Source organism: Hymenobacter properus (genome assembly GCF_015694735.1).
GTDB classification, from domain to species: domain Bacteria; phylum Bacteroidota; class Bacteroidia; order Cytophagales; family Hymenobacteraceae; genus Hymenobacter; species Hymenobacter properus.
Genome location: NZ_JADQDP010000003.1, coordinates 85,859 through 108,455 on the forward strand (window position 1 = coordinate 85,859; position 22,597 = coordinate 108,455).

A 22,597-nucleotide genomic window follows, 5' to 3' on the forward strand; every position below is an offset into this window, starting at 1 on the left:
GAGCGCGAAGGTACGGCCGGGGCGAGGGGCTGAATAAATTGTTTTAAATAATTGAAGCGGCTCAACCACCTGCGTACCATTGCACCCTCACTCCTTTTTTATGCCCACTCCTACCCGCCTAGCCCTGGCCGCTTTCGCCGCCGCGCTGCTCAGTCTCCCCAGCGCCTGCGCCCAACCCGGCCGCCCCAATCTTACCGGCGACTGGGTGGGCACGCTCGGCCCACTGGAGCTCACGGCCCACCTCACCGACCCGGCCACCGGGCCGCGCACGGCCACGCTCGACATCCCGGCCCAGCACGCCCAGGGCCTGACGCTGCAGTTCACCGCGCCCAACGACAGCGTGTACCTGCGCCTTACCAATCCTGTGGTCGCGCAGTTTGCCGGCCGCCGCTCGGCCGACGGCCAGCAGCTGGTGGGCCAGTGGCAGCAGGGGCCGCGCACGTTTCCGCTCACCCTCAGCCGCGGCAAGGACGCCGCTACAAAAGCGCCCCCCAAACGTCCGCAGACGCCCAAGGCGCCTTTCCCCTATCAATCTACCGACATCACGTTTAAAAATGAGAAGGCCGGCATTACGCTGGCTGGCACCTACACCGTGCCCGCGGGCAAAGGCCCGTTTCCGGCCGTAGCACTGCTCACCGGCTCGGGGCCCGAAGACCGCAACGAAACCATATTGGGCCACCAGCCCTTCGCCGTGCTGGCCGACTACCTCACTCGCCACGGCGTGGCCGTGCTACGCTTCGATGACCGGGGCGTGGGCCAGAGCGGCGGCACGCTGCAAGGCACCACCAGCGCCGACTACACCACCGACGCTCAAGCGGCCCTGGCCTGGCTGCGCGCCCAACCCGGCGTGAAAAAAAACCACACGGGGCTGCTGGGGCACAGCCAGGGCGGCACGGCGGCAATTGGCGCAGCCGGCCAGCAGGGCGGGCCCGATTTTCTGGTGTTGCTGGCCGCGCCGGCCTTGCCCGGCGATGAGTTGATTGTGCAGCAAGTGCTAAGCCTTGCTAAAGTGAGCGGCGTTGATGCCGTACAGCTGCTGTACGTGGAACGGGCGCAACGGCAAGTTATAGAAGTAATTGAGCAGAACCCGAATGATGAGCAAGCCCGTGCAAAGCTGCGGCCCCTCCTGAACTACGGCCAATCAACCGACCCGTCCTTCCTCGCGCAGGTGGAGTCGCAGATTGACGTAGCCACTTCGCCCGATTACCGCCACCTGCTGGCCGACCGCCCCGCCCAAACGCTCGCCAAGGTGCACTGCCCGGTGCTAGCCCTCGGCGGCAGCAAAGACCGGCAAGTGCCCGCCCCGCAAAACTTAGCTGCCACGGCCGCCGCCCTCAAAACCGCTGGCAACCGCGACGTGACCGTGAAGGAACTACCCGACCTCAACCACCTTTTCCAGACCGCCGGCACCGGTGGGCCGGAGGAATACGGGACTATAGAAGAGACTTTTTCGCCGTCTGCGCTTCAGCTAATTGGTGATTGGATAGCACAGCACACCCGGAAGTAGCGAGGTATATTTTTAAAATTTTCCTGCTAAAGCTCGCTATCCCAGAGCGGGCTTTTTGCTTAATAATTGATTATTTCAAAGCCGCTCATTTGGCTTCTGTCAAAACTTATGTTGTACTTTTTAGTATAAATTTGCCTCAGTAAGCTATTCGATACGCGTTTTTATTGTCCGATTCCATGACAAGATTTATACAAGCCGCATTATTTTTTCTGGCTTCGATTATCCAATTCTCAGTTGCGGTAGCCAACCCGCTGGCTCCGACACCCCTCAATGGGCAATGGCGCGGCCCTCTGAAACTGCTGGGGGGCGAAATCAACATCGTCATCACCATTGTGCCACTCACCAACGGCACTTACTACGCCGCCCTCGACGCGCCGCAGCAGCGCATCAGCCGCATGCCGGTGGAGGTGGAGGTGAAAGACGACAACCTCACCCTGCGCATTGAGCAGGCGGGCAGCAGCTTCGTGGGCAAGATTCAGGACAACGGTGCCACCTTCAGCGGCACCTGGAAGCAGCCCGGCGTGACGGCCCCCATGGTGCTGAAGCAGGCAACTGCTTCTACCCAGGCCGCTACCAAGTTCAAGGCCACGCCGCCTTATCGTCAAACCGACATCACCTTCACCAACCCCGTCACCAAGCACCGCCTGGCCGGCACTCTCACCGTGCCCGCCGGCGAAGGCCCGTTTGCGGGCGTGGTGCTGCTGTCCGACTCGGGCCCGCAAAGCCGGGAGGTGGAAGTGCCCGGCTACCGCATGTTTGGCCAGCTGGCCGACTACCTCACCCGCCACGGCGTGGCCGTGCTGCGCTTCGACGACCGGGGCGTGGGCAAATCGGGCGGCACCTACGCCAGCGCCACCACCGCCGACCTGGTGACCGACGCCCAGGCGGCGCTGGCTCAGCTGCGGGCTACCCCGCTGGTGGCGGCGCACCGCGTGGGGCTGCTGGGGCATGGCGAAGGCGCCAACGTGGCCCTGCTAGCGGCGGCTGGGGCCGGCCGGGCGCCGGCGTTTGTGGTGTCGTTGGCGGGCTACGGGCAAACAGGCTACGACGTGCTGCTGCGTCAGCAGGGCGAAATCATGCGCCTCATCGGGGCCGACCCGGCACAGGTGAAAGCCGCACAGGAAGTGTACCAACGCACGGTGAGCATCATTCGCCAAACGCCCGACAATGCCGCGGCGCGCACCAAGGTGGCCGCCCTGCTGGCGGGCGCCAACCTGGGCCTCGACGGCAGCATGGCCCGCGCCCGCGCCGTGCAGCTCACCTCGCCCTGGGCGCGTTATTTCTTCGATTTCGACCCGCAGGCCAAGCTCGACAAGGTGCAGTGCTCGGTGCTGCTGCTCAATGGCACGGCCGACCTGCAGGTATCGGCCCGGCGCAACATGACGCCGCTCTACAAGGCCCTACGTCACGCCAAGCGCACGGCCACCTCCTACAAGCTCACCGGTGTCAACCACCTGTTTCAGGCCCCGGCGGCCGCGTGGCCGCTGGTGAATGGGGCCCCGCAAGCCGTTTTTTCGCCCGAGGCATTGAAGCTCGTACACAGCTGGGTGGCCCGCGAAACCACGCCACCCGGCGGCCCTTTGCCCGTGACCGTGAAGCGCCCCGGCCCTTCGCGCAAGGTGAACCGCACGCCCAGCACCAACCGCACCCGCAGCTAGGCCGGGCCACGCCCTCTTCGGAGTAGCGGGAATGATGAATTTATTTCTATCATTGCGCAGCAGCCGGCCTAACGGGCTGGCTTTCTGCCTTGCCTCTACCCACTCGGGCCACTTGGCGGCCCTGCCCCCTTATGGCACCTACTCCCCCGCCCCGGCCTTCACGCACCTGGGACGACTCGGCCCCGATGCGCTGGGTGCGGCGCTCCTTTGGCTATTCGCGCAGCGAAGCGCGGGGCCTGGCGGGGCTGCTGCTGCTCATGCTGCTCACCATTGTGGCCCCCATTCTACTGCGGCCGGAGCTGCCCACCTACCTGCCCGCCGCCGACCAAAAGGGCCTTGATGAGCTAGCCGCCCAATTGAAGGAACACCGCACGGTGGAGCAGGGCTACGCCACCCGCTACCCGAAACGCGACTACCAAAAGCTAGAGCGCAATGAGTCGCGGTTCCCAACCGTGCCCCAGGTGCCCCTCAGCCCTTTCGACCCCAATGCCCTCACGGCCGAAGGCTGGGAGGCGCGGGGCGTGCCTCACTTTGTGGCCGCCCGCATCGTGAAATACCGCGAGGCCGCCGGAGGCTTCAAGGCCAAGGCGCAAGTGAAAAAGATGTACGGGCTGGAGGATTCCGTGTACCAGCGCCTGGCCCCTTTCATGCAGCTGCCCGATGAGGCCCCCAAGCGCGAGCGGCCCGACTACGCCGCCGGCCGACCCGGTCCCGATGGCAGGTTTCCGGCCTTTGCCGCCAGCGAAGCAGCGCCCTCAAAATTCCCCCGCAAGCCTCGCAACCTGCAGCCCTTCGACCTGAACCTGGCCGATACCACGCAGCTGATGCAGATTCGCGGCATCGGCTCCGGCCGGGCCAAATGGGTGGTAAAGTACCGCAACCAGCTGGGTGGCTACGTACGCGAAGACCAGCTGGACGAGGTGTTTGTGCTGCGCGACGCGCCCGACCTGCGCGACAGCCTCAAGAAATACACCTTTGTGGCACCTGGCTTCACGCCCAGAGCCGTGAATCTGAACACGGCCACCTTCGATGAACTGTATTTGCAGCCCTACATAGGCAAGCCACGGGCGCGCCTCATTGTGGCCTATCGGCAGCAGCATGGGCCTTTCAAATCGGTGGAAGATTTAAAGCAAGTTCCGGTTCTCAAGCCCGCCGATATTGAGAAGATGCGGCCCTACGTGCGCGTTGAGTAGCTGCCGTGCTGAACCCGGCCACAGGGTCCGACGGATTTTCAATTAGCGCTAGCCCAGCGAAAGACGGCCCAAGCAATGAAGCCAACAGGGCCTCCGGGCGACTACCGGCATATTGCAGCTCCACCATAATGCACTATTTAAACGGCTCTTTATCCAGCCGATAAGCCGAGGCCTTTTGCCAACAATTCCGGTGTAAATCAAGTATTACTAGCCCGCTCAAACTCCCGCGCGCTATGACCGACGATTTTACCACTTCCCCCGCTGGTTCCGACGAGTTGCCGTCTAATGACGGCCGCCGCACATTCATGAAGCAAGCTTCAGGGCTGCTGGGGCTGGCCCTGGCCCCGCCGCTGGTGAGCCAGGCCGAGCGCCTGACCGCCATGTCAAAAAAGGTGGAGGGCGTGACCGAAATGCGTCTAAAAGTTAACGGCACGGTACGCACCTTCAAGGCTGAGCCGCGTGTGAGCCTGCTCGACGCGCTGCGCGAAAAACTCGACCTCACCGGCTCGAAAAAGGGCTGCGACCACGGCCAGTGCGGCGCCTGCACCGTGTTGGTGGACGGCCGCCGCGTTAACAGCTGCCTCATGCTGGCCGTGATGGCGCAGGGCAAGGAAATCACCACCGTGGAAGGGCTGGCCAAAGGCGAAGAGCTGCACCCGCTGCAGCAAGCTTTCCTCGACCACGACGGCTTTCAGTGCGGGTACTGCACGCCAGGCCAGCTCATGTCGGGCGTGGCCTGCATCAAGGAAGGCCACGCCAAAACCGACGGCGATGTGCGCGAGTGGATGAGCGGCAACCTCTGCCGCTGCGGCGCCTATCCCAACATTGTGGCCGCTATTCGGGAAGTGGAGAAGAGCGGGTTTAAGGGGTAATTAGTTGTCGGTTGCTCGTTGTTAGTTGTCAGCACAAGCCAGACCATTTTCAACGCTCTAACAACTGACAACAAGCAACTAACAACTAGCCTAATGAACAACTTCTCCTACCTCCAGACCAGCCAGGCCAAAGACGCCACCGCCGCCGTGGCCGGTACCAAAGGCGCGGCCTTCATTGCGGGCGGCACCACGGTGCTCGACTTGATGAAGCTGAACGTGGAAAACCACAGCCAGCTTGTCGATATTAATATGGTGCCCTTTAAAGGCATTGAGCAGACAGCTGACGGGCTGCGCATCGGCGCGCTGGAGCGCATGAGCGACGTGGGCGAGCACCCGCTGGTGGTGCAGAACTACCCGGTGATTTCGCAAGCCCTGCTGCTGGCCGCCTCGCCGCAGCTGCGCAACATGGCCAGCATCGGCGGCAACCTGCTGCAGCGCACGCGCTGCGGCTACTTCCGCGACGTGGCGTTTCCATGCAACAAGCGCAATCCCGGTTCGGGCTGCCCGGCGCAGGAGGGCGAAAACCGCAACCTGGCCATTCTGGGCGGCAGCAAAGCCTGCATCGCCACCCACCCCGGCGACCTCGGCGTGGCCCTGGCCGCCCTCGATGCCGTGCTATTGCTGGAAAACGCCAAGGGCAAGCAGCGCCGCGTGCCGTTGGTCGATTTCCACGTGGTGCCCGGCAACACGCCCCAGCGCGAAACCGTGCTGGAACCCGGTGAGCTCATCGTATCAGTGACGGTGCCGGCGGCAGCCCACGCCCGCAAATCCAAGTACCTGAAGGTGCGCGACCGGGCCTCCTATGCCTTCGCGCTGGCTTCGGCAGCCGTGGGGCTCGACGTGCAAAGCGGGCAGATTCGTTCGGCGCGGGTGGCGCTGGGCGGCGTGGGCACCAAGCCTTGGCGCTCGGTGGCCGCTGAGAAAATACTTACCGGCGCGCCAGCAACGGAGGCTACGTTTCGGGCAGCAGCGGCCGCCGCCCTGCGCGATGCCCAGCCCCGTGAGCAAAACCGCTTCAAGGTGGAGCTGGCGCAGAATACGCTGGTGCGGGCGCTGCTGGAGCTGTCGGCGGCATAGGCACCATAGAACGTCTTCAAAGCGCAGCGAAGCATCTCGCTTGCATTGCTAATCCAGTCTTTTGATTTACTACCACAGGCGAGATGCTTCGCTGCGCTCTGCATGACGGCCTGCTGGGTCGTCCCAACCAATCCAAATGGTCATGGAAAACGAACCCGCTTTTTTCGAAACCTCCCCGACGCCCGGCGTGGTAGGCAAGCCGCTGAACCGCGTGGACGGCCGGGACAAGGTGATGGGCAAGGCCAAATACTCGGCCGAGTACCCGCTGCCGGGCCTGGTGTACGGCGTGCTCAAAACCAGCGACATCGCCAAAGGCCGCGTGCAGAGCATCGACACCAGCCTGGCGATGAAGGAGCCCGGCGTAGTTCAGATTCTTACGCACCTCAACCTGCCCAAACTGGCCAAAACGCCCAACGACCCCGAGGGCAAAAAGGCCATTGGCGCCCCCATGGGCTTTTTACCCATGACTTCGGACGTCATTCATTACGCTGGTCAGCCGGTAGCGCTGGTGGTAGCCGACACGTTTGAGCGTGCTACTCAGGCGGCCGCGCTGGTACGGGTGAACTACGCCGCCGAGGCGCCTATTGCCGCCTATACCGACAAGCGCGCCCGGCTGTTCAACCCCGAGAAAATTCAGGACGGCAAGCAGGATGGCTACACCCGCCGTGGCGATGCGCAAGCGGCCCTGGCCAGCGCCCCCATCAAGCTAACGGCCACCTATACCCACGCCATCAACCACCACAACCCCATGGAGCCGGGCGCCACCACCGCCATTTGGGAGGCGCCCGACCGCGTGACGGTGTACGAGTCGACCCAGGGCGTGACGCGCACGCAGAAGGCGCTGGCCGCCTACCTGGGCCTACCGCAGGACCAGGTGCGCGTCATCACCAAGTTTCTGGGCGGGGGCTTTGGCTGCAAGGGCTCGTGCTGGCCGCACACGGTGCTCACGGTGCAAGCCGCCAAGGCCGTGGGACGGCCGGTGAAGCTGGTGCTCTCGCGCAAGCAGCAATTCACCAGCATGGGCCACCGCGAAGACCAGACCCAGACGCTGACGCTGGGCGCGAGCAAAGAAGGCAAGCTGCTGGCGCTCATTCACGAGAAAACCTCTACCACCTCGCCCTGGGATAATTACGCCGAGGCCAACAGCAAAATCATCAACCTTCTCTACGACAGCCCCACGTTCGAGTCGCACTACGAGTTGGGCCGGGCCAACGTGATGACGTCGACCTTCACCCGCGCCCCCGGTGAGGCGCCGGGTTCCTTCGCCATTGAGTGCTCGATGGATGATTTGGCTTACCAGTTGGGTATCGACCCCATTGAAATTCGCCTGCGCAACTACGCCGAGAAAGACCCCAGCACCGGCCAGCCCTGGAGCAGCAAAAGCCTGCGCCAGTGCTACGCCCGCGGCGCCGAGCTGTTCGGCTGGAGCAAGCGCAACCCCAAAGCCGGCGCCACCCGCAACGGCCGCCTGCTGGTGGGCTACGGCATGGCCACGGCCAGCTACCCGGTGCACAACTCGCAGGGCACAGCCCGTGTGCGCCTCTACGCCGACGGCCACGCCGTGGTGCAAGCGGGCGCCACCGACCTGGGCACCGGCACCTACACCGTGATGACGCAGGTGGCAGCCGACTCGCTGGGCCTGGCGCCCGACAAAATCCGCTTCGAGCTGGGCGACACCAAGCTGCCCACCGCGCCCAATTCGGGCGGCTCGGTGGCGGCGGGCACGGTGTCGTCGTCCGTCTACATGGCCGCGCAAGACGTGTGGGAACGCCTCACCAAAGTGGCCATCAAAGACCCCAAATCGCCGCTCTTCCAAGCCAAAGCCGAAGACGTTACCGCCGAAAATGGGCGGTTGCAATTGAAGAAAGACGCCGCCAAAGGTGAACATTTCATGGCCCTGATGAAGCGCGCTGGAATGGACGATATCGAAGGTAGTGGCCAGGGCAAATACGGCGCCGGCTACGAAACCGGCCGCCCCAGCAACCCCGCCGGCCCCCAAAACAACACCGAATCGGAGGCCAAGCACTCTATGCACTCCTTCGGCGCGCACTTCTGCGAGGTGCAGGTCGACCCCGATTTGGGCACTGTGCGCGTGACGCGCTGGGTGAGCGTGCACGGCGCCGGCCGCATTCTCAACGCCAAAACGGCCCGCAGCCAGATTATCGGCGGCAGCATTTTCGGCATCGGCGCGGCCCTGATGGAGGCTACCGCCCGCGACCCGCACTACGCCCGCTACACCAACGCCGACCTCGGCGACTACCACATTCCCGTGAATGCCGACATTCCGGACATGACCGTAGAGTTCATCGACGAGCACGACCCATACATAAACGCCATGGGTGTGAAGGGCATCGGCGAAATCTCCATGGTGGGCGTGACGGCTGCCGTGGCCAATGCTGTGTTCCACGCCACCGGCAAGCGCGTGCGCGACTTGCCCATTACGCCGGACAAGATTTTGAGCACGAAGTCGGTGTAATTTTATCCAGCTGTTGGTTTATCCAGCTGTCATCCTGAGCGCAGCGAAGGACCTTCTCACGCTTAAACAGTAGCTGTTCAGTCGTGACAAGTTCCTTCGCTGCGCTCAGGATGACATCCGTTCCTTAAATGCTTACTCCTCACGCTTCTATCGCCCTGCTGCTGCTGGCCGCCGGCGCCTCCACCCGCATGGGCCGGCCGAAGCAGTTGCTGCCTTACCGCGGCCGCACCCTGCTCCGCCACGCAGCCGAAACAGCAGCGGCCAGCGGCTGTGCCCCGCGCCTGCTGCTCACCGGCGCCCTCCACGCCGAGCTACTTCCGGAAGTCGATGGATTGGGTTTTGCCGTTCACCGCAACCCCAATTGGGCCACAGGCATGGGTAGTTCCATCGCGGCAGGCCTGCAGGCGCTGGAGGCCGAACACCCCGACCTGACGGCCGTCGTGGTGATGCTCTGTGACCAGCCTTTGCTTTCGGCGGAGGTGTTGCAAGAGCTTAGGCAGCAATTTCTAACTACTGGGCAAGCGGTAGTGGCTTCGGCCTACGCCGGCACCCGGGGGGTGCCGGCGCTGTTTGCGCGCAGCGTGTTCGATGAGCTGCGGGCCTTGGACGGGGCTGCCGGCGCCCGCCACCTGCTGCAGCGCTACGTGCACTTGCCCGCCGTGACGTTTGCCGGTGGCGCAGTCGATGTCGACACAGCGGAAGATTATGTTGCTCTGTGAGGGCAAATGCCGATTTTTATCTGGTACTTCCCGGCATGAATAGAACGCTACCCACTTCTGCCCTGCCGCTGCTTGCGGTTGGCCTGCTTTCATTGGCCAGCTTGGCCGGTTGCGGCAAAAAATCTTCTCCCTCTCCTACCGCTGCCACGGCCAAACTCTCCATTAGCCGCCTGCAAACCGACGCCACCAACAGCATGGCCTACGTGCAGGTGAAACGGACCAGCGGCACGCCGTCCTACTTGCTCAAGGTGGGGGGCAACACCGATTCCTACGGCGGAACGGCCGAGGTGACCCCGCCGGCCGAATTTCCCACTGGTGAATACACCTTCCGGGTTTGGTACCCCAATGTCGTAGTGAACCCATATTACCCCTACAACCCCGCGCCTCGCGGCAAAATCCACACCGACCTCATCGTGAACGGGTCGGTGAAAGCCAGCCTAGACCTCGACGCGGCCCGGCCCAATTTTGAGCGAGACACTTGCTCGCGCACCATTACCGTGCAGGTTCAGTAAGCGTCCGCACCAACTTTAATTCATCAATTCGCCCGTCGTCCCGCTCGTGCACCCACGGCCGGGCGGCGGGCTTTTTTTGCTACTTCGTGCCCGACTCCAACTTGCGCAGCTTGTCGGCCCGCCAGGTGGTGATGGCCACCACCAGTAGCGTCATCAGCCCGCCAAACACCACCGAGCGCACCGTGCCCAGTAGCCGCGCCGCCGTGCCGCTCTCAAAGGCCCCAATCTCGTTGCTGGAGCCGATGAAGATGTTGTTCACCGCCGACACCCGCCCTTTCATGTACTCCGGCGTGTACACGTGAATGAGCGTGGAGCGTACAATCACCGACACCGAGTCGAACACGCCCGTCATAAAGAGCAGGAACAGCGACAGGTAAAAGTTTTTCGATAGCGCGAAGCAGATGGTGGCCAGCCCAAAACCCGCCACCGCACCCAGCAGCTTCAGCCCGGCCTTGCGCTTCAGCGGGTAATAGGTCAGGAAAATGGCCATCAGCACCGAGCCAATGGCCGGCGCTGCCTCCAGTTGCCCGAAGCCGCGGGCGCCCACTTTCAGAATGTCGGAGGCGAACACCGGCAGCAGCGCTACCGCCCCTCCAAATAGCACCGCAAACATGTCCAGCGACAAAGCCGCCAGCACCAGTTGGTTGCCAAAAATGAAGCGTAGGCCGCTCAGCACGCTGTCTTTCAGGTTCAGGCGTTCGCCTTCCATGGGCGGCAGTGGCCGGTCGGCAATGCGCGCAAACTGCACCAGCCCCAGCACCAGCAGCCCCAGCCCCACCGCGTAGGACCAGGCCACGCCCAGCGGCTCAATGAGAAAACCGCCCAGCGCCGGCCCCAGCACCGCCGATGCCTGATAGGTAGTGCTGTTCCAGGTAATGGCGTTGGGCAGCAGCGCCCTATCGGGCAGCAGCTGCGGCATAAACGAAAACAGCGCCGGCCCCATGAAGCCCCGCGCTAACCCGCTCACAAAAATCACGGCGTACAGCGGCAGCGTGTAGAGCGACCCTTTAGCCAACAGCCCGATACCGTAGGGGCTGGCCAGCGCCGCCAACGCCGCCGCGCACAGCACCAGCACGGCCAACGCCAGCACCACAATGCGCTTCCGCCGCACAGTATCGGCCACGTAACCGGCGTAAAGCGACACCACGATGCTCGGAATGGCCTCCGACAGCCCAATGAGGCCCAGTGCCAGTGGGTCGCCGGTGAGGTGGTAAATCTGCCAGCTCACTACCAGGCCCTGAATGCGCGTGGCTACGGTGAGCAGCGTGCGGGTCGAAACCAAGCGGCGAAAATCGGGCACGCGCAGGGCCGCGTATGGGTCGTGGGCCGGAGCCGAATCAGCAGAAGGCAGCATGGATAACGTAGAAAGGACGCTTTACGGCGCGTGCCCGCAAAAGTAGCCCCCGCCGGCCCAGCCTTTGGGCACAGCCCCACCTTGCGCTTACCTTGTAAACTGACTCTCACCGCTCATCCGGCCCATGTCCAATTTCGGCCTCGAAATCACTCCGCGACCCGACCTGCCCGCCATTGTGGCCCGCTGGCAGCGCGAAATCACAGCGCCCGAGTTGCAGGCTGGCTACCAGGCCATCCTGGCCGCGGCCGATGCGCTCGGCTGCGGGCGCTGGCTGCTCGACCTGCGCCGCCGCGACGAAGTCGTCTCAGCCGAAATCAATCAGTGGGTCGAGACCGAATTCTTCCCGCTGCTGCCTGGCCGCTATGCCGCGCCGGTGCGCATTGCCTTTCTCATCTCGCCCCTGCGCGCCGCCCGACAGTCACAGGCCAGTTCGGTAGCCGCCATCAGCGCCGCTACCCGGCCTGAGCACGGCTACCACACCAAAATTTTCACCGAAGAAGCAACTGCCTATCAGTGGTTAGGAGCCTAAATTCAGCTTTTTGAAAAATTAAAAAATATTTTTGAAACTTTTTTCAGATTTTTTATTCCCAAAAAATGCGCTAGTACGTTGTAGATGAAGTTTTGCGGAAGGTTGCTTGCTTTTACCTACAGAATTTTGGCATTTTTTCGTTGAGGGGTATTGCGCAAGTGCTTTTCGTTATTCTACATTTGGAACGATTCTAGCGGGTAAAAATCCCGACTACCGGTCGCTCCCAAAATTTTTCTCGGTAACTGCATACTATGGCATAAAGCTCTACGTTCCCTTATTCCGTAGCCCTTTATGGACCTCTTGCAACCGAGCGACTCCGCGCTCATCTCGCTCTACCTGGCTGGCCAGGAATCCGCCTTCGCTATCCTGCTGGAGCGGCACCGCAGTCGTGTGTTCACGACCATCCTCCTAATCGTGCGCGACGAGGACGTGGCCGAGGACCTGTTGCAGGACACCTTCATCAAAGCCATTCACACCCTTAAAGGCGGGCGCTACAACGAAGAGGGCAAGTTTGCCCCCTGGATTTGCCGCATTGCCCACAACCTGGCCATCGACTCGTTCCGCCGCGGCAAGCGCACGCCCCACGTGAGCCTCAGCGACAACGACCGGTTGAGCAACACCCTCACCCTCGCCGACGACGGTCCGGACGACATCCTGGCCCGCGAGGAAACCCATACCCGCCTTCGGGCGTTAATTCAGGAACTGCCCGCCGCCCAAAAGGAGGTGCTGCTGATGCGCCACTACGGCGACATGAGCTTCCAGGAGATTGCCGACGCAACCGGCGTTAGCATCAACACGGCCCTGGGCCGGATGCGCTATGCGCTGATAAACCTGCGGAAGAAAATGACCGCAAACACCCTCGATTATGATTCAAACCTTACCCCATTCGACACTGCTCCAGTATGTGTACAACGAATTGCCTCCTGAAAGGCAGCGCGAGGTAGAGGAGGCGTTGCAGCACGACCCGGAACTGGCAGCCACGTGCGCCGACCTCCTTTTGGCCCAGCGGGCTCTCGACGGCGTTCGCCTCGAGCCGCGGGCCCGAACCTCCGAGGCCATTTTGCGCTACTCGCGTACTTTTTTAGCCAAATCCTAAGTCCGTTCAATTTCCTCTGGCACCCGCTGCAGCCCCTGCGCCGGCCCCGGAAACAACGGAGTTAGAAAATCTTATTTATAACTGAGAACGGTCATGCCGGGCGCAGCCGAGGCATCTCGCGTGCAGTAGTAATCCTGATAATTGGATTTGCTATTAGACGCGAAATGCTTCGGTTGCGCCCGGCATGACCGTTTACTTTTGTGGAGTACCCAACCCAACGCCATGCGCCGCGCCGACCGATTTCAGTACTTCATCGACTACTTCACCACCAACTTTCCGGAGCCCAAAACCGAGCTGGTTTACGGCAACCCCTACGAACTGATTGTGGCCGTGGTGCTGAGCGCGCAGTGCACCGACAAGCGCGTGAACATGGTGATGCCACCGCTGCTGCAGCAGTTTCCAACAGCCGCGCACCTCGGCGCCGCCTCGGCCGAGGAAATCCTGCCCTTCATCAGCAGCATCTCCTACCCCAACAACAAGGCCAAGCACCTGGCCGGCCTGGGCCGCATGCTCACCGAAGACTTCGGCGGCGAAGTGCCCAGCCAGCTTGATGAGCTGCAACGCCTGCCTGGCGTGGGCCGCAAAACTGCCAACGTGGTGGCGTCTGTCATTTATAACCAGCCTACCATGGCGGTCGATACGCACGTGTTCAGGGTGTCGCACCGCATCGGGCTGGTGCCCAAAACGGCTACTACACCACTGGCTGTGGAGAAAGGCCTGGTGAAATACATCCCGGAAGACGTGATTCCCAAAGCGCACCATTGGCTCATTTTGCACGGCCGCTACATCTGCGTGGCACGCTCGCCTAAGTGCAGCATTTGCCCACTGGCTCCCAGCTGCGCCTACTTTGAGAAGCATTTCGGCAAAGCTGCGGCTTACGTTCCATTGCCCGGAGAATAGGGCCATAGGCAACTTGCGCAACCGCAAAATCAAAATTCACCCTCAGTTTTAGCACACAAAGTTCAATTCAAGGTACAAGGCCGCACAAAGGCCGCGACCGGCAGTACAAAACTATTGTGTTGCCTTTTCGAGCACCTGCTGCACTGTTGCCGCGAGTTGTTGGCGGTCGAATTCCTGAATAGCTAAGTGCTGGCCTCGCTTTCCGGCAGTCGCCAGCTTATCTGGTTGGCCAAGCAAAGCGCGCAATTGCCCCACCAACGCCTCGGCATCGCCAGCGGGCACGTACCAGCCGCAGCCGTGTTGCTCGACCAAGGACTTTGTCCATCCCCGGTTGGTGACGATGACGGGCGTACCCACCGCCAGCGAGTCGTAAAGCTTGGCAGGCGAATTAGTATCCAGCACCGGCATGTCCAGAAACGACACCACCGACACCGCTGCCAGCGCAAACCAGTTGAATACCTCGTGCCGTGCCTGCCCGCCCACCAGCCGGATGCGCCCCGGCCAGCGCGCCGCCGCCGCCGCAACCAGCGGCTCGTAAAACCCATGGCCCAAAAACAGCCACACTGCCTCCGGCTCAGTCGCAGCCATAGCTTCGGCGGCGGCCACCAACGTGGGGATGTCATTGGCCCGGCCGAATGTGCCAGCGTATAGAATGACTTGCATGCCGGCCAGGCCCTGCTCCCGGCGGAGCTTCGCCACCGTTTCCGGCGTAGCCCGGGCCGCTAGCTCCAAATCAGTCCCATTAAGCACGGTCGTGACTTTTTCGGGCGCAATGCCCAGTTCGGTTACGTAGCGCGTCATGTCGGGCGAGAGCGGCAAAACGTGCCGGGCGCTTTGGTACAGGCGCTTCTCCAGCCGAAACAGCTGCTGCCGGGCCAGCGCCGTGGGCACCGCCCCCATGGCAATAGGAAATGACGGCCACAAATCCTGCACTTCAAACACCCACGGCACCCGCCGCCAGCGCGCCACCTGCGCCGCCGCCCAGGCGGCCGTGAGCGGCGTGCTAATGCCCCAAATCACGTCGGGCTTGTCAATTCGCAGACCCTCACGCACTGCCCAGGCGGCGTACTGCGCAAAAGCCAAAGCCCGCCGCGAGGGCCCCATTTTATTCTCGTAAGGCACTTGCGCCTCGCGCAATTCCACCCCGGCCGGCACCCACAGAAACTCATGGGTGAGCTGCTGGGGCTTCCAGGCCGGCGTCGTCAGCAGCGTCACCCGGTGCGTGCGGGCCATGTGCGCCAGCAGCGTATAGTGCCGGCTAGTGGCCGGGCAGTCGGGGCTGGTGTGGTACTGGCTGAAAACGGCGATGTGCATGCCTTAATGAAAGTCTGTCATCCTGAGCGCAGCGAAGGACCTTTCCACGTCGAACATTAGATGTTCAGCAGTGATAAGGTCCTTCGCTGCACTCAGGATGACAACTCTATAATTTTTGCCATTACTCGTGCATGGGCCGGTAGTGCGACTCGTTCAGGATGCGCTGGGCATTCTTCTCGGCCATCAGGCGGCCCAGCGTCACGTCGGGGTGCTGCGCCACGTACCTGCGCACAATTTGCAGGCCCACCCACTGGCCCACCCGGCCAGGGCAGGTTTTGTCGATTTCGGGCACGTTGGGCCGCTCGCCCACGTACTTCTGCAGTAGAAAGGGCGTGGTCGAATACAGCAAGTTTTTTTCCAGGAAATGGCCCCACACCCGGGGTTCATTGGCTTCCAGGCCCACCATTTCGCGCTGGGTGTAGCCCATGAGCAGCGAATCGGGGGCGCAGGGCAGCATCTGGCTGGCAAAGTAGAGGGCCTTGCCTTCGTGCACCATGGCGTCGAGCATGGTGTTGGCGGTCAGTTCGTGGCGGTTGTATTTGCTCGATACGTTATGCGCCAGCAGCGGCAGTAGTCCAGCGGGCGTGTAGCGGCGCAGCATGTACTGGGGCAGGTCGGGCCGCTTGCTGGCTTTGGGGCCGGCAAACCAATCCAAGCTCATCACCAACAGGCTGTCGTTGACATAAATATCCTTGGCCAGAAAACCGCTTACGTAGGTGTTGGCGGGCGGCACCCGGAAATCGGGGAAGTAGTGGTGCACCCGCCGGAACATCTCTCCCAAATCGTGCCGCAGCGCCGCGCTGTCGGGGAAGGCGGCGGCCGTTTCACGGCCCAACTGCTGCAGTGCGGCATTGGTGGCCAGTTGCGTCAGGCCATTTTCCAGCTCTTTCTCAGTAGCCGGCTGGCGTTGCAGGTAGTAGCGCGCAAAGGCCGGGTTCGCGTCCATAAACCGCTGGGCATCGGCGGGCGTCTTGATGGCAAAGAATGCCGATTCCAGATGCTTCAGCCGCACGCGCACCGGTGCGGCTTCGGCGGCCGCATCTTCGCGGCAGCCTTCGGCGGGGCCTTTGTCGCAGGCAGCGAGGCCAAGGCTTCCTACTAAAAACAGGGGCAGCCAGCGCCGCCAGGCGAAATTATTCGTATTCACGCTCGTTACTTTGGCGTAAAAATAGCCAAATCCTACCGGCAGTCGGTGGGTTTCATTCGCAGTAGCCATATCCCGTACGCATGAAAAAACTATTTCTCGCCGCCCTCGCCTCTATCGCCGCTATTGGCACTGCCTCGGCTCAAGTCGAAATTGGCCTTAAAGTTTCCCCTGCCATCACCAGCCTACGGGCCGAATCGGCTTCCAAAAACGCCTTCGCCAGCGACGGCAGCCAGCTTGGTTTCAGCGGCGGCCTAGTGGTCGATTATTTCTTTGGCGAAAATTACGCCTTCAGTACCGGCCTGGAACTGGCCGGCAAGGGCGGCAGCATCCGCTACACCGATTACTACAACAACGGCAGCGGTGTGGGCAATGCGTTCCAGAACTCGTACAAAATGACCACGCAGTACTTGCAGCTACCGCTCACGGTCAAGCTATTCACCAACGAAATTGCATCGGCCACGCGCCTCTACTTCCAGGTCGGCGGCTCGCTAAATGTACCCATTGGCACCCGCATCAACGGAAGCAAATTCTACACCGACCCTGGTACCGGCACCGAGAATAAGGCCAGCGACTACATGTATTTCTTTGACGCCGATGCTCTTGTAGGTGCTGGCGTTGAATACGCGCTGGGCAGCAGCACCAAGCTTTTTGCCGGCCTCGGCTACCACCGCGGCCTTGTCGACATCGACCACTATTTCGAAAGCAAGCGCGACTTCTCCGACGTTACCATCAAAAACAGTTCGTTTGGCCTCGACTTAGGTATCAAGTTCTAAATCCATAGCGCCAACAAAAAGCCCCAGCTTCTCACGAAGCTGGGGCTTTTTACTTATGGCAAGCAGAGAGAAATAGCGAAACGCTAATCCTCGATTTCCACCTCGCGGTCCTGCAAGCGGCTCATGGCCGCCGCCTGGCTGCGCAGCTGAATCTCCTCGCCCCGCTCGTCCTCGATGCGGTAGTCGGTGAGGCCGAGGCTGCTGTCTTTCACCACTTTCACCCACTTATAGTACTTGAGATACCACTTCATCTGGCGCGAAACCAGCCCTTTGGTATAGTAAGCGTGCAGGAACGGGTGCACCGACAGCGTGATGCCCGACTGGTTCTGGTTTACCAGCAGGTCGTCGATGCTGTTGTCGATGTCGTCCGTCACCTGGATGGAGGCCGAAATCTTGCCCGTGCCGCCGCAGGTGGGGCACACCTCGCCGGTTACGATGTTCTCGGCCGGCCGCACCCGTTGCCGGGTGATTTGCAGCAGCCCAAACTTGGTAATGGGCAGCACTGTAAACTTAGCCTTGTCGTGCTTCATCACGTCGCGCACGGCGTCTTCCACCTTCTTGCGGCTTTCGGCCGAGCGCATGTCGATGAAGTCGACCACGATGATGCCGCCCATGTCACGCAGGCGCAGCTGCCGGGCCACTTCTTTGGCCGCCAGCATGTTAATCATCAGCGCAGTAGCTTCTTGGTCGTTTTCCTGGTTGCTCTTGCTGCCCGAGTTCACGTCGATGACGTGCAGGGCCTCAGTATGCTCGATGACGAGGTAGCCGCCCCCAGGGACGGTCACCGTTTTGCCAAACAGCGTTTTCAGCTGTTTCTCAATGCCGGTTTGCTCGAAAATCTTGATTTTCGAGTTGTGCAGCTTCAGCAAGCCCAACTTGTCGGGGGCAATTTTCTGCAAATAGCCCCGCATCTCCTCATACATGGTCGGCGCGTCGACCATGATGCTGTCAAAGGACTCGTTTAGCATGTCGCGGAGCATGGACGACGTGCGGCCGAGCTCGCCCAGCACCTTATCGTTGGGCTTGGCCGTGCGCAGCGTCGTGTACAGCTGCTCCCACTTGGCCACCATGTCCTGCATGTCCTTGTCAAGCTCAGCCACCTCACGCCCCTCCGCTACCGTGCGGATGATGACACCGAAGTTATCGGGCTTGATGCTGGCAATGAGCCGCTTGAGGCGGTCGCGCTCCGCTTTGCTCACTATCTTTTTGCTCACGCTGATGGTGTTCGAAAACGGCATCAGCACGAGGTAGCGCCCGGCCATCGAGATGTCGGTGCTCACGCGGGGGCCCTTCGTTGAGATGGGCTCTTTAATAATCTGAACTACAATCTGCTGGCCTTTCTTAAACACGTTCTCGGCCTTGCCTACTTTGTCGAGGACAGGTTCAAACGTGAATTTTTCGAGGCCGGCAGAGGTGGCGCGGCCGCTCTGCACGGTGCGCGCCCACTTCGTGAACGAGTTGTACTGCTCGCCGAGGTCGCCGTAATGCAAAAACGCGTCTTTTTCGTAGCCAATGTCCACGAAAGCTGCGTTCAGGCCAGGCATCACCTTTTTCACGGTGCCCAGGAAGATGTCGCCAACCGAGTAGTTGGTGTCGTTGCGGTCGAAATGGTATTCAATCAGCCGCTTGTCTTGCAGCAACGCAATCCGCTCGCCTTCCTGAGTAGAATTAATGACTAATTCATTACTCAAAGCCTTGGTTTTGTTAAAGTAACCTGCACCTGCGCGCCGCCGCAGCACTACCCCGAAACCGGCAAAGGGAAGCCAGAACCCTAAGTTCTGGCTTCCCTCGCGAGCCACGGGAAAAGCGCCCAACGCGGCCACACCCAGGAGGCTACGTGAGAGATAGGCGGCTGGCTCCCTTCCCGTTAGGAAAACTGCCGGCCGCCGCTACGCCCCGTGAGGCTTACTTCTTCTTGTGGCGGTTCTTGCGCAGGCGCTTCTTGCGCTTGTGGGTGGCAATCTTATGACGCTTTCTTTTTTTACCGCAGGGCATGATGCTTGGGGGTTAAGTTGGGTTGATGTATCTGTTTTTTTGTTTGTGGTTTTTAGTTATTTGTCTTTGGCTTTATCCAATTCTAATGAACTGCCAAAAACCAAAAACAACCAACCAAAAACCTACTTCAATTTGGCAATTTCCTCTTCTACCGAAGCGGCCAGCGCCGGGTCGTTGCTGAGGCTTTTGGCGGTGAGGAATGCCTGCTTGGCTTCGGCTTTGGCACCGGTGCGGGCCAAAGTTACGCCGAGGTAAAATTGGCCGTTCACATTTTTCGGATTGACTTTCACCAAGTCCTTGAAACGTTGCACGGCTTTGTCGTACTGGTTGCTTTGCACCGCCAAGATGCCCATATTGTAGAGGGCCTTCTCGTTGCGGGGGTCAACTTCCAGCACTTCGCGCAGATAGGAAATACCCTGAACGGGGTTGTCGGAGGCCATGTAGGCCATGCCGAGGTTGGTTTTGGCGTCGAGGTTGCCGGGTTCTTTCTCCAGCACTTTAGCATACAGCTCGCGCGTTTTGCCTCCAAGCAATTTCACCCGCTCGTCGGTGGCCGCGAAGCTAAAGGCCTGGTAGTAAGCGTCGGCGGCCTGCTGCCAGTTAGCGGCAGTGGGCTTGGCCAAGGCCACTTGCTCCAGGTAATAGCCAGCGCTGTCGAACCGCTCCACACCGTTGTAGCGGCGGGCCAGGGTGGTAGCCACCGTGGCCTTGGCAGCGGGCGTAGCGGCGGCGTTGTATTCCTTCAGCAGGCGGTTTAGCTCCTGGCGCTGGGCAGCCGTAGCGGCGGTGTGCGGCGCGGCGGCCGTGCCCGTGGCGCTGTGGTCGTGCCCGTCATCGTCGGAGTGCGCGCCGCCGTTGTCGGTGGCGGTAGCTGGCACCGGGCCCGAGGAAGCCTCCGTTTTGGAGCCGTTGGTTTTGGAGCCACCGCCGTCGCGGTTGGCCGTGGCGGCCGCGTCCTTGCTTAGCTCCGAACGGCTTTCCTTGGGCTTCATGATGCCTTTCGGCAACACAAAAAGCCCGCCCACCAGCGCAAGCGCCGCGGCAAGGACAATTAGTTGGTGCGAAGTAGAACGGGACGTTGTGGCCATGGCTGAAAAAAACCGGCCGCCGGGGCTTTCCCTTGCGGAAAAGACACCGGCGGCGCGGCCGGCAATTTTCAGTGGTTTTTAGTCAATGACTGCCAACCACTAACCGTTAATCATTGATAGACTAAGCTTTAGCAGCGGTCGACTTTACTTTCTTGCTGTTTTTGATTTTAGCAACGAAAGTCTTCGAAGGCTTGAAGCTCGGGATGTAGTGCTCCTCGATGATGAGCGACGTGTTTTTCGAGATGTTGCGGGCCACTTTCCGGGCGCGCTTCTTGTTGACAAATGAGCCGAAGCCACGAACATAGATGTTGTTGCCTTCGGTCATGGAATCTTTCACGACTTTGAAGAAAGCCTCAACAGTCATCAATACGTCTGCTTTCTCGATGCCGGTCTTGGTGGAGATTTCGGCGATTACCTCAGCTTTAGTCACGTTGGTATGGTACTTAGGTGGTTGAAAAAATTACGTTTTTAGGCAAAAAAATCCCGAATTCCAGCGTAAGCCTTTGCCTGGTAGGCGGTTCGCCCTCGAATTGGGGCCACAAAGGTAACCCCATTTTTTCGTTTTACCAATGTACCCTCCCAAACAAAGGCTGGGCACAATTTATTCTCTTTCAAAATTTTGGCAAAAACCCTTTCCCGTCCTTCCTTTCTCGCGTCGGCCCTGCTAGCCTGGTACCCGCGCCACCACCGCGACCTGCCCTGGCGCCATACCCGCGACCCGTACGCCATCTGGCTGTCGGAGGTCATTTTGCAGCAAACCCGTGTGGCTCAGGGCCTCCCCTACTATGAAACCTTCCTGGCGGCTTACCCCACGGTGCAGGCGCTAGCCGCCGCGCCCGAGGCAGAGGTGCTGCGCTATTGGCAAGGCCTGGGCTACTACTCGCGGGCCCGCAACATGCACCGCACCGCCCAGCAAGTTGTGGCCGAATACGGCGGCAAATTTCCCGACTCCTACACCGAGTTGCTGAAGCTGCGCGGGATAGGCCCGTACACAGCCGCGGCTATTGCCTCCTTCGCGTTCGACGAGGCTGTAGCCGTGCTCGACGGCAACGTGTACCGGGTGCTGGCGCGCATTTTCGGGCTGCATTCCGACATCGCGGCGCCCAGTTCGCGCAAGGAGTTTCAGGCGGTGGCCGACCAGCACATTCCCGCTACCGCACCGGCTGACTTCAACCAGGCCATTATGGAGTTTGGGGCCATTCAGTGCACGCCGCTCAAGCCCGACTGCCTGTTTTGCCCGCTGCAAAGCCAATGCTGGGCGTTTCAGCACGGGCAGGTGGCGCTGCTGCCGGTGAAGAGCAAGGCCAAGGCGGCGCGCACGCGCTACTTCCACTACTTCGTGCTGCGCCACGGCGAGCAAACCTACTTGCGCGAACGGCGCGAGAAAGACATCTGGCAGGGCCTCTACGACTTTGCTTTGGCCGAAACCGCCACGCCGGAGTTGCCGGCCGCTGAATTGGTGCGCCACCTCGATGCCCTAGGTGCCTCTCTGGACACCAGCCTGGCATCGGAGCCCACTATGGCTTACCGCCACGTGCTGAGCCACCAGAAGCTGGAGGTGCGCTTTCATCCAATGGCGTTGGCGGAGCCGCTGCCCGAGGCGGCGTTGCGTGACTTAGGGCTGCGGGCTTACTCGGTAGAGGAAATCGAGGCCCTGCCCAAGCCGCAACTGATTGCTAATTATGTTGAGCAGAATATCAGGCCATTGCTTTAACCAATATTTTTAGATTTTTTGGCAAAAATTATTAGCAAAAGGTATTGCTTTCCCGGTTCAAGCTATTATCTTTGAGACAAGAACAAGCCGGGTGGCTTGCTCGATTCTGTATTTCCTAACGTGCAATAATATGGCCGGAGTGAACAAGGTGATTTTGGTAGGCAACCTGGGGAAAGACCCCGAAGTGCGCCATTTGGAAGGTGGTGTGAGCGTGGCTCATTTCACCCTCGCTACCAACGACTATTACAAGGACAAGCAAGGCAACCGCGTGGAGCGCACCGAGTGGCACAACATCTCGGCCTGGCGCGGCTTGGCCGACATGGCTGACAAATACCTCAAAAAGGGCCAGCAGGTGTATATCGAGGGCAAGCTGCGCACCCGCCAGTACCAGGACAAGGACCAGCAGACGCGCTACATCACCGAAATCATTGCTGATGAAATTTCGATGCTGGGCGGCCGTCCGCAGGGTGCGGGCGCCGCCGCTGGCGAAAGCAACGGCACCGCGCCGGCCGAAACGCAGCAGACCTTCCGGCAGGAGCCGGAGCTGGACCAGCTGCCGTTCTGAATACCGGGAGTTGGACTGACGGGCCTGTGGCTGCAGCTGTCCAAATCGATTATAAGCAAGGAGCCCTGGCACTGTGCCGGGGCTTTTTTCGTTGCCGGACTGGTTACC

The 22,597-nt window shown here is 60.9% G+C and carries 20 protein-coding genes; 14 read left to right on the top strand and 6 right to left on the bottom strand.

Going from position 1 to position 22,597, the window contains the following annotated elements; translation table 11 throughout:
* Positions 1-100 precede the first annotated feature (100 nt).
* From I2I01_RS12370 to I2I01_RS12405, 8 genes are all read left to right on the top strand, one after another.
* Positions 101-1,507, top strand: coding sequence for an alpha/beta hydrolase family protein (locus I2I01_RS12370; protein WP_196286800.1), 1,407 nt, complete (start codon positions 101-103; stop codon positions 1,505-1,507).
* Positions 1,508-1,683: 176 nt separating this feature from the next.
* Positions 1,684-3,165 carry an alpha/beta hydrolase family protein gene (locus tag I2I01_RS12375; protein WP_196286801.1) on the top strand — a complete coding sequence of 494 codons (1,482 nt, stop codon included), beginning with the start codon at positions 1,684-1,686 and terminating at the stop codon, positions 3,163-3,165.
* Positions 3,166-3,296: 131 nt separating this feature from the next.
* Positions 3,297-4,358: a ComEA family DNA-binding protein gene (locus I2I01_RS12380; RefSeq protein ID WP_196286802.1), complete on the top strand. Its 1,062-nt coding sequence runs from the start codon at positions 3,297-3,299 to the stop codon at positions 4,356-4,358.
* Between the two features lie 233 nt (positions 4,359-4,591).
* A complete protein-coding gene (locus I2I01_RS12385) occupies positions 4,592-5,230 on the top strand; it encodes a (2Fe-2S)-binding protein (protein WP_196286803.1) in 639 nt (212 codons plus the stop codon).
* 93 nt (positions 5,231-5,323) lie between these two features.
* Positions 5,324-6,307: an FAD binding domain-containing protein gene (locus I2I01_RS12390; RefSeq protein ID WP_196286804.1), complete on the top strand. Its 984-nt coding sequence runs from the start codon at positions 5,324-5,326 to the stop codon at positions 6,305-6,307.
* A 142-nt stretch (positions 6,308-6,449) separates the two neighbouring features.
* Positions 6,450-8,783 carry a xanthine dehydrogenase family protein molybdopterin-binding subunit gene (locus I2I01_RS12395; RefSeq protein ID WP_196286805.1) on the top strand — a complete coding sequence of 778 codons (2,334 nt, stop codon included), beginning with the start codon at positions 6,450-6,452 and terminating at the stop codon, positions 8,781-8,783.
* Between the two features lie 128 nt (positions 8,784-8,911).
* Positions 8,912-9,502: a nucleotidyltransferase family protein gene (locus I2I01_RS12400; RefSeq protein ID WP_196286806.1), complete on the top strand. Its 591-nt coding sequence runs from the start codon at positions 8,912-8,914 to the stop codon at positions 9,500-9,502.
* A gap of 35 nt (positions 9,503-9,537) precedes the next feature.
* Positions 9,538-10,014 (top strand): hypothetical protein, encoded by a 477-nt coding sequence (locus I2I01_RS12405; RefSeq protein ID WP_196286807.1) that lies wholly within the window; start codon positions 9,538-9,540, stop codon positions 10,012-10,014.
* Between the two features lie 79 nt (positions 10,015-10,093).
* On the opposite strand, the gene I2I01_RS12410 is transcribed toward I2I01_RS12405, so the two are convergent.
* A complete protein-coding gene (locus tag I2I01_RS12410; protein WP_196286808.1) occupies positions 10,094-11,368 on the bottom strand; it encodes an MFS transporter in 1,275 nt (424 codons plus the stop codon).
* A 124-nt stretch (positions 11,369-11,492) separates the two neighbouring features.
* Between I2I01_RS12410 and I2I01_RS12415 the strand changes: the two genes are divergently transcribed.
* The 3 genes from I2I01_RS12415 to nth all read left to right on the top strand — a co-directional run bounded on the left by I2I01_RS12415 (position 11,493) and on the right by nth (position 13,893).
* Complete coding sequence (locus I2I01_RS12415; protein ID WP_196286809.1) at positions 11,493-11,897, top strand: hypothetical protein; 405 nt, start codon at positions 11,493-11,495, stop codon at positions 11,895-11,897.
* A 291-nt stretch (positions 11,898-12,188) separates the two neighbouring features.
* The gene (locus I2I01_RS12420) at positions 12,189-12,824 is read left to right on the top strand and encodes an RNA polymerase sigma factor (protein ID WP_196286810.1); all 636 of its coding nucleotides are present in this window, start codon (positions 12,189-12,191) and stop codon (positions 12,822-12,824) included.
* Between the two features lie 391 nt (positions 12,825-13,215).
* The gene (nth, locus tag I2I01_RS12425; protein ID WP_196287570.1) at positions 13,216-13,893 is read left to right on the top strand and encodes an endonuclease III; all 678 of its coding nucleotides are present in this window, start codon (positions 13,216-13,218) and stop codon (positions 13,891-13,893) included.
* Between the two features lie 111 nt (positions 13,894-14,004).
* Here the strand turns inward: nth and I2I01_RS12430 are convergent, their stop codons facing one another.
* Both I2I01_RS12430 and I2I01_RS12435 read right to left on the bottom strand, forming a co-directional pair.
* Complete coding sequence (locus I2I01_RS12430) at positions 14,005-15,207, bottom strand: glycosyltransferase family 4 protein (protein WP_196286811.1); 1,203 nt, start codon at positions 15,205-15,207, stop codon at positions 14,005-14,007.
* Between the two features lie 121 nt (positions 15,208-15,328).
* A complete protein-coding gene (locus tag I2I01_RS12435; RefSeq protein WP_449555671.1) occupies positions 15,329-16,354 on the bottom strand; it encodes a gliding motility protein GldB-related protein in 1,026 nt (341 codons plus the stop codon).
* An 80-nt stretch (positions 16,355-16,434) separates the two neighbouring features.
* Between I2I01_RS12435 and I2I01_RS12440 the strand changes: the two genes are divergently transcribed.
* The gene (locus I2I01_RS12440) at positions 16,435-17,127 is read left to right on the top strand and encodes a porin family protein (protein WP_196286813.1); all 693 of its coding nucleotides are present in this window, start codon (positions 16,435-16,437) and stop codon (positions 17,125-17,127) included.
* A gap of 83 nt (positions 17,128-17,210) precedes the next feature.
* Here the strand turns inward: I2I01_RS12440 and I2I01_RS12445 are convergent, their stop codons facing one another.
* The 3 genes from I2I01_RS12445 to I2I01_RS12455 form a co-directional block, all read right to left on the bottom strand.
* Positions 17,211-18,818, bottom strand: coding sequence for an Rne/Rng family ribonuclease (locus I2I01_RS12445; RefSeq protein ID WP_196286814.1), 1,608 nt, complete (start codon positions 18,816-18,818; stop codon positions 17,211-17,213).
* A 426-nt stretch (positions 18,819-19,244) separates the two neighbouring features.
* A complete protein-coding gene (locus tag I2I01_RS12450) occupies positions 19,245-20,210 on the bottom strand; it encodes a tetratricopeptide repeat protein (RefSeq protein WP_196286815.1) in 966 nt (321 codons plus the stop codon).
* A gap of 121 nt (positions 20,211-20,331) precedes the next feature.
* The gene (locus tag I2I01_RS12455) at positions 20,332-20,640 is read right to left on the bottom strand and encodes an HU family DNA-binding protein (protein WP_196286816.1); all 309 of its coding nucleotides are present in this window, start codon (positions 20,638-20,640) and stop codon (positions 20,332-20,334) included.
* A gap of 189 nt (positions 20,641-20,829) precedes the next feature.
* On the opposite strand from I2I01_RS12455, the gene mutY reads away from it, so the two are divergent.
* Both mutY and I2I01_RS12465 read left to right on the top strand, forming a co-directional pair.
* Positions 20,830-21,924, top strand: a complete 1,095-nt coding sequence (gene mutY, locus I2I01_RS12460; RefSeq protein WP_211537934.1) for an A/G-specific adenine glycosylase — start codon at positions 20,830-20,832, stop codon at positions 21,922-21,924.
* Positions 21,925-22,054: 130 nt separating this feature from the next.
* Positions 22,055-22,489 (top strand): single-stranded DNA-binding protein, encoded by a 435-nt coding sequence (locus tag I2I01_RS12465; RefSeq protein WP_196286817.1) that lies wholly within the window; start codon positions 22,055-22,057, stop codon positions 22,487-22,489.
* The last annotated feature ends 108 nt before the right edge of the window (positions 22,490-22,597 follow it).

What these genes read in the sequence shown, in the direction of transcription:
- I2I01_RS12450 (WP_196286815.1), bottom strand. Translation starts at nt 20,210, where the DNA reads ATGGCCACAACGTCCCGTTCTACTTCGCACCAACTAATTGTCCTTGCC.
- I2I01_RS12390 (WP_196286804.1), top strand. Translation starts at nt 5,324, where the DNA reads ATGAACAACTTCTCCTACCTCCAGACCAGCCAGGCCAAAGACGCCACC.
- I2I01_RS12370 (WP_196286800.1), top strand. Translation starts at nt 101, where the DNA reads ATGCCCACTCCTACCCGCCTAGCCCTGGCCGCTTTCGCCGCCGCGCTG.
- I2I01_RS12380 (WP_196286802.1), top strand. Translation starts at nt 3,297, where the DNA reads ATGGCACCTACTCCCCCGCCCCGGCCTTCACGCACCTGGGACGACTCG.
- I2I01_RS12440 (WP_196286813.1), top strand. Translation starts at nt 16,435, where the DNA reads ATGAAAAAACTATTTCTCGCCGCCCTCGCCTCTATCGCCGCTATTGGC.
- I2I01_RS12405 (WP_196286807.1), top strand. Translation starts at nt 9,538, where the DNA reads ATGAATAGAACGCTACCCACTTCTGCCCTGCCGCTGCTTGCGGTTGGC.
- I2I01_RS12410 (WP_196286808.1), bottom strand. Translation starts at nt 11,368, where the DNA reads ATGCTGCCTTCTGCTGATTCGGCTCCGGCCCACGACCCATACGCGGCC.
- I2I01_RS12415 (WP_196286809.1), top strand. Translation starts at nt 11,493, where the DNA reads ATGTCCAATTTCGGCCTCGAAATCACTCCGCGACCCGACCTGCCCGCC.
- I2I01_RS12400 (WP_196286806.1), top strand. Translation starts at nt 8,912, where the DNA reads ATGCTTACTCCTCACGCTTCTATCGCCCTGCTGCTGCTGGCCGCCGGC.
- I2I01_RS12420 (WP_196286810.1), top strand. Translation starts at nt 12,189, where the DNA reads ATGGACCTCTTGCAACCGAGCGACTCCGCGCTCATCTCGCTCTACCTG.
- I2I01_RS12430 (WP_196286811.1), bottom strand. Translation starts at nt 15,207, where the DNA reads ATGCACATCGCCGTTTTCAGCCAGTACCACACCAGCCCCGACTGCCCG.
- I2I01_RS12465 (WP_196286817.1), top strand. Translation starts at nt 22,055, where the DNA reads ATGGCCGGAGTGAACAAGGTGATTTTGGTAGGCAACCTGGGGAAAGAC.
- nth (WP_196287570.1), top strand. Translation starts at nt 13,216, where the DNA reads ATGCGCCGCGCCGACCGATTTCAGTACTTCATCGACTACTTCACCACC.
- I2I01_RS12395 (WP_196286805.1), top strand. Translation starts at nt 6,450, where the DNA reads ATGGAAAACGAACCCGCTTTTTTCGAAACCTCCCCGACGCCCGGCGTG.
- I2I01_RS12375 (WP_196286801.1), top strand. Translation starts at nt 1,684, where the DNA reads ATGACAAGATTTATACAAGCCGCATTATTTTTTCTGGCTTCGATTATC.
- I2I01_RS12385 (WP_196286803.1), top strand. Translation starts at nt 4,592, where the DNA reads ATGACCGACGATTTTACCACTTCCCCCGCTGGTTCCGACGAGTTGCCG.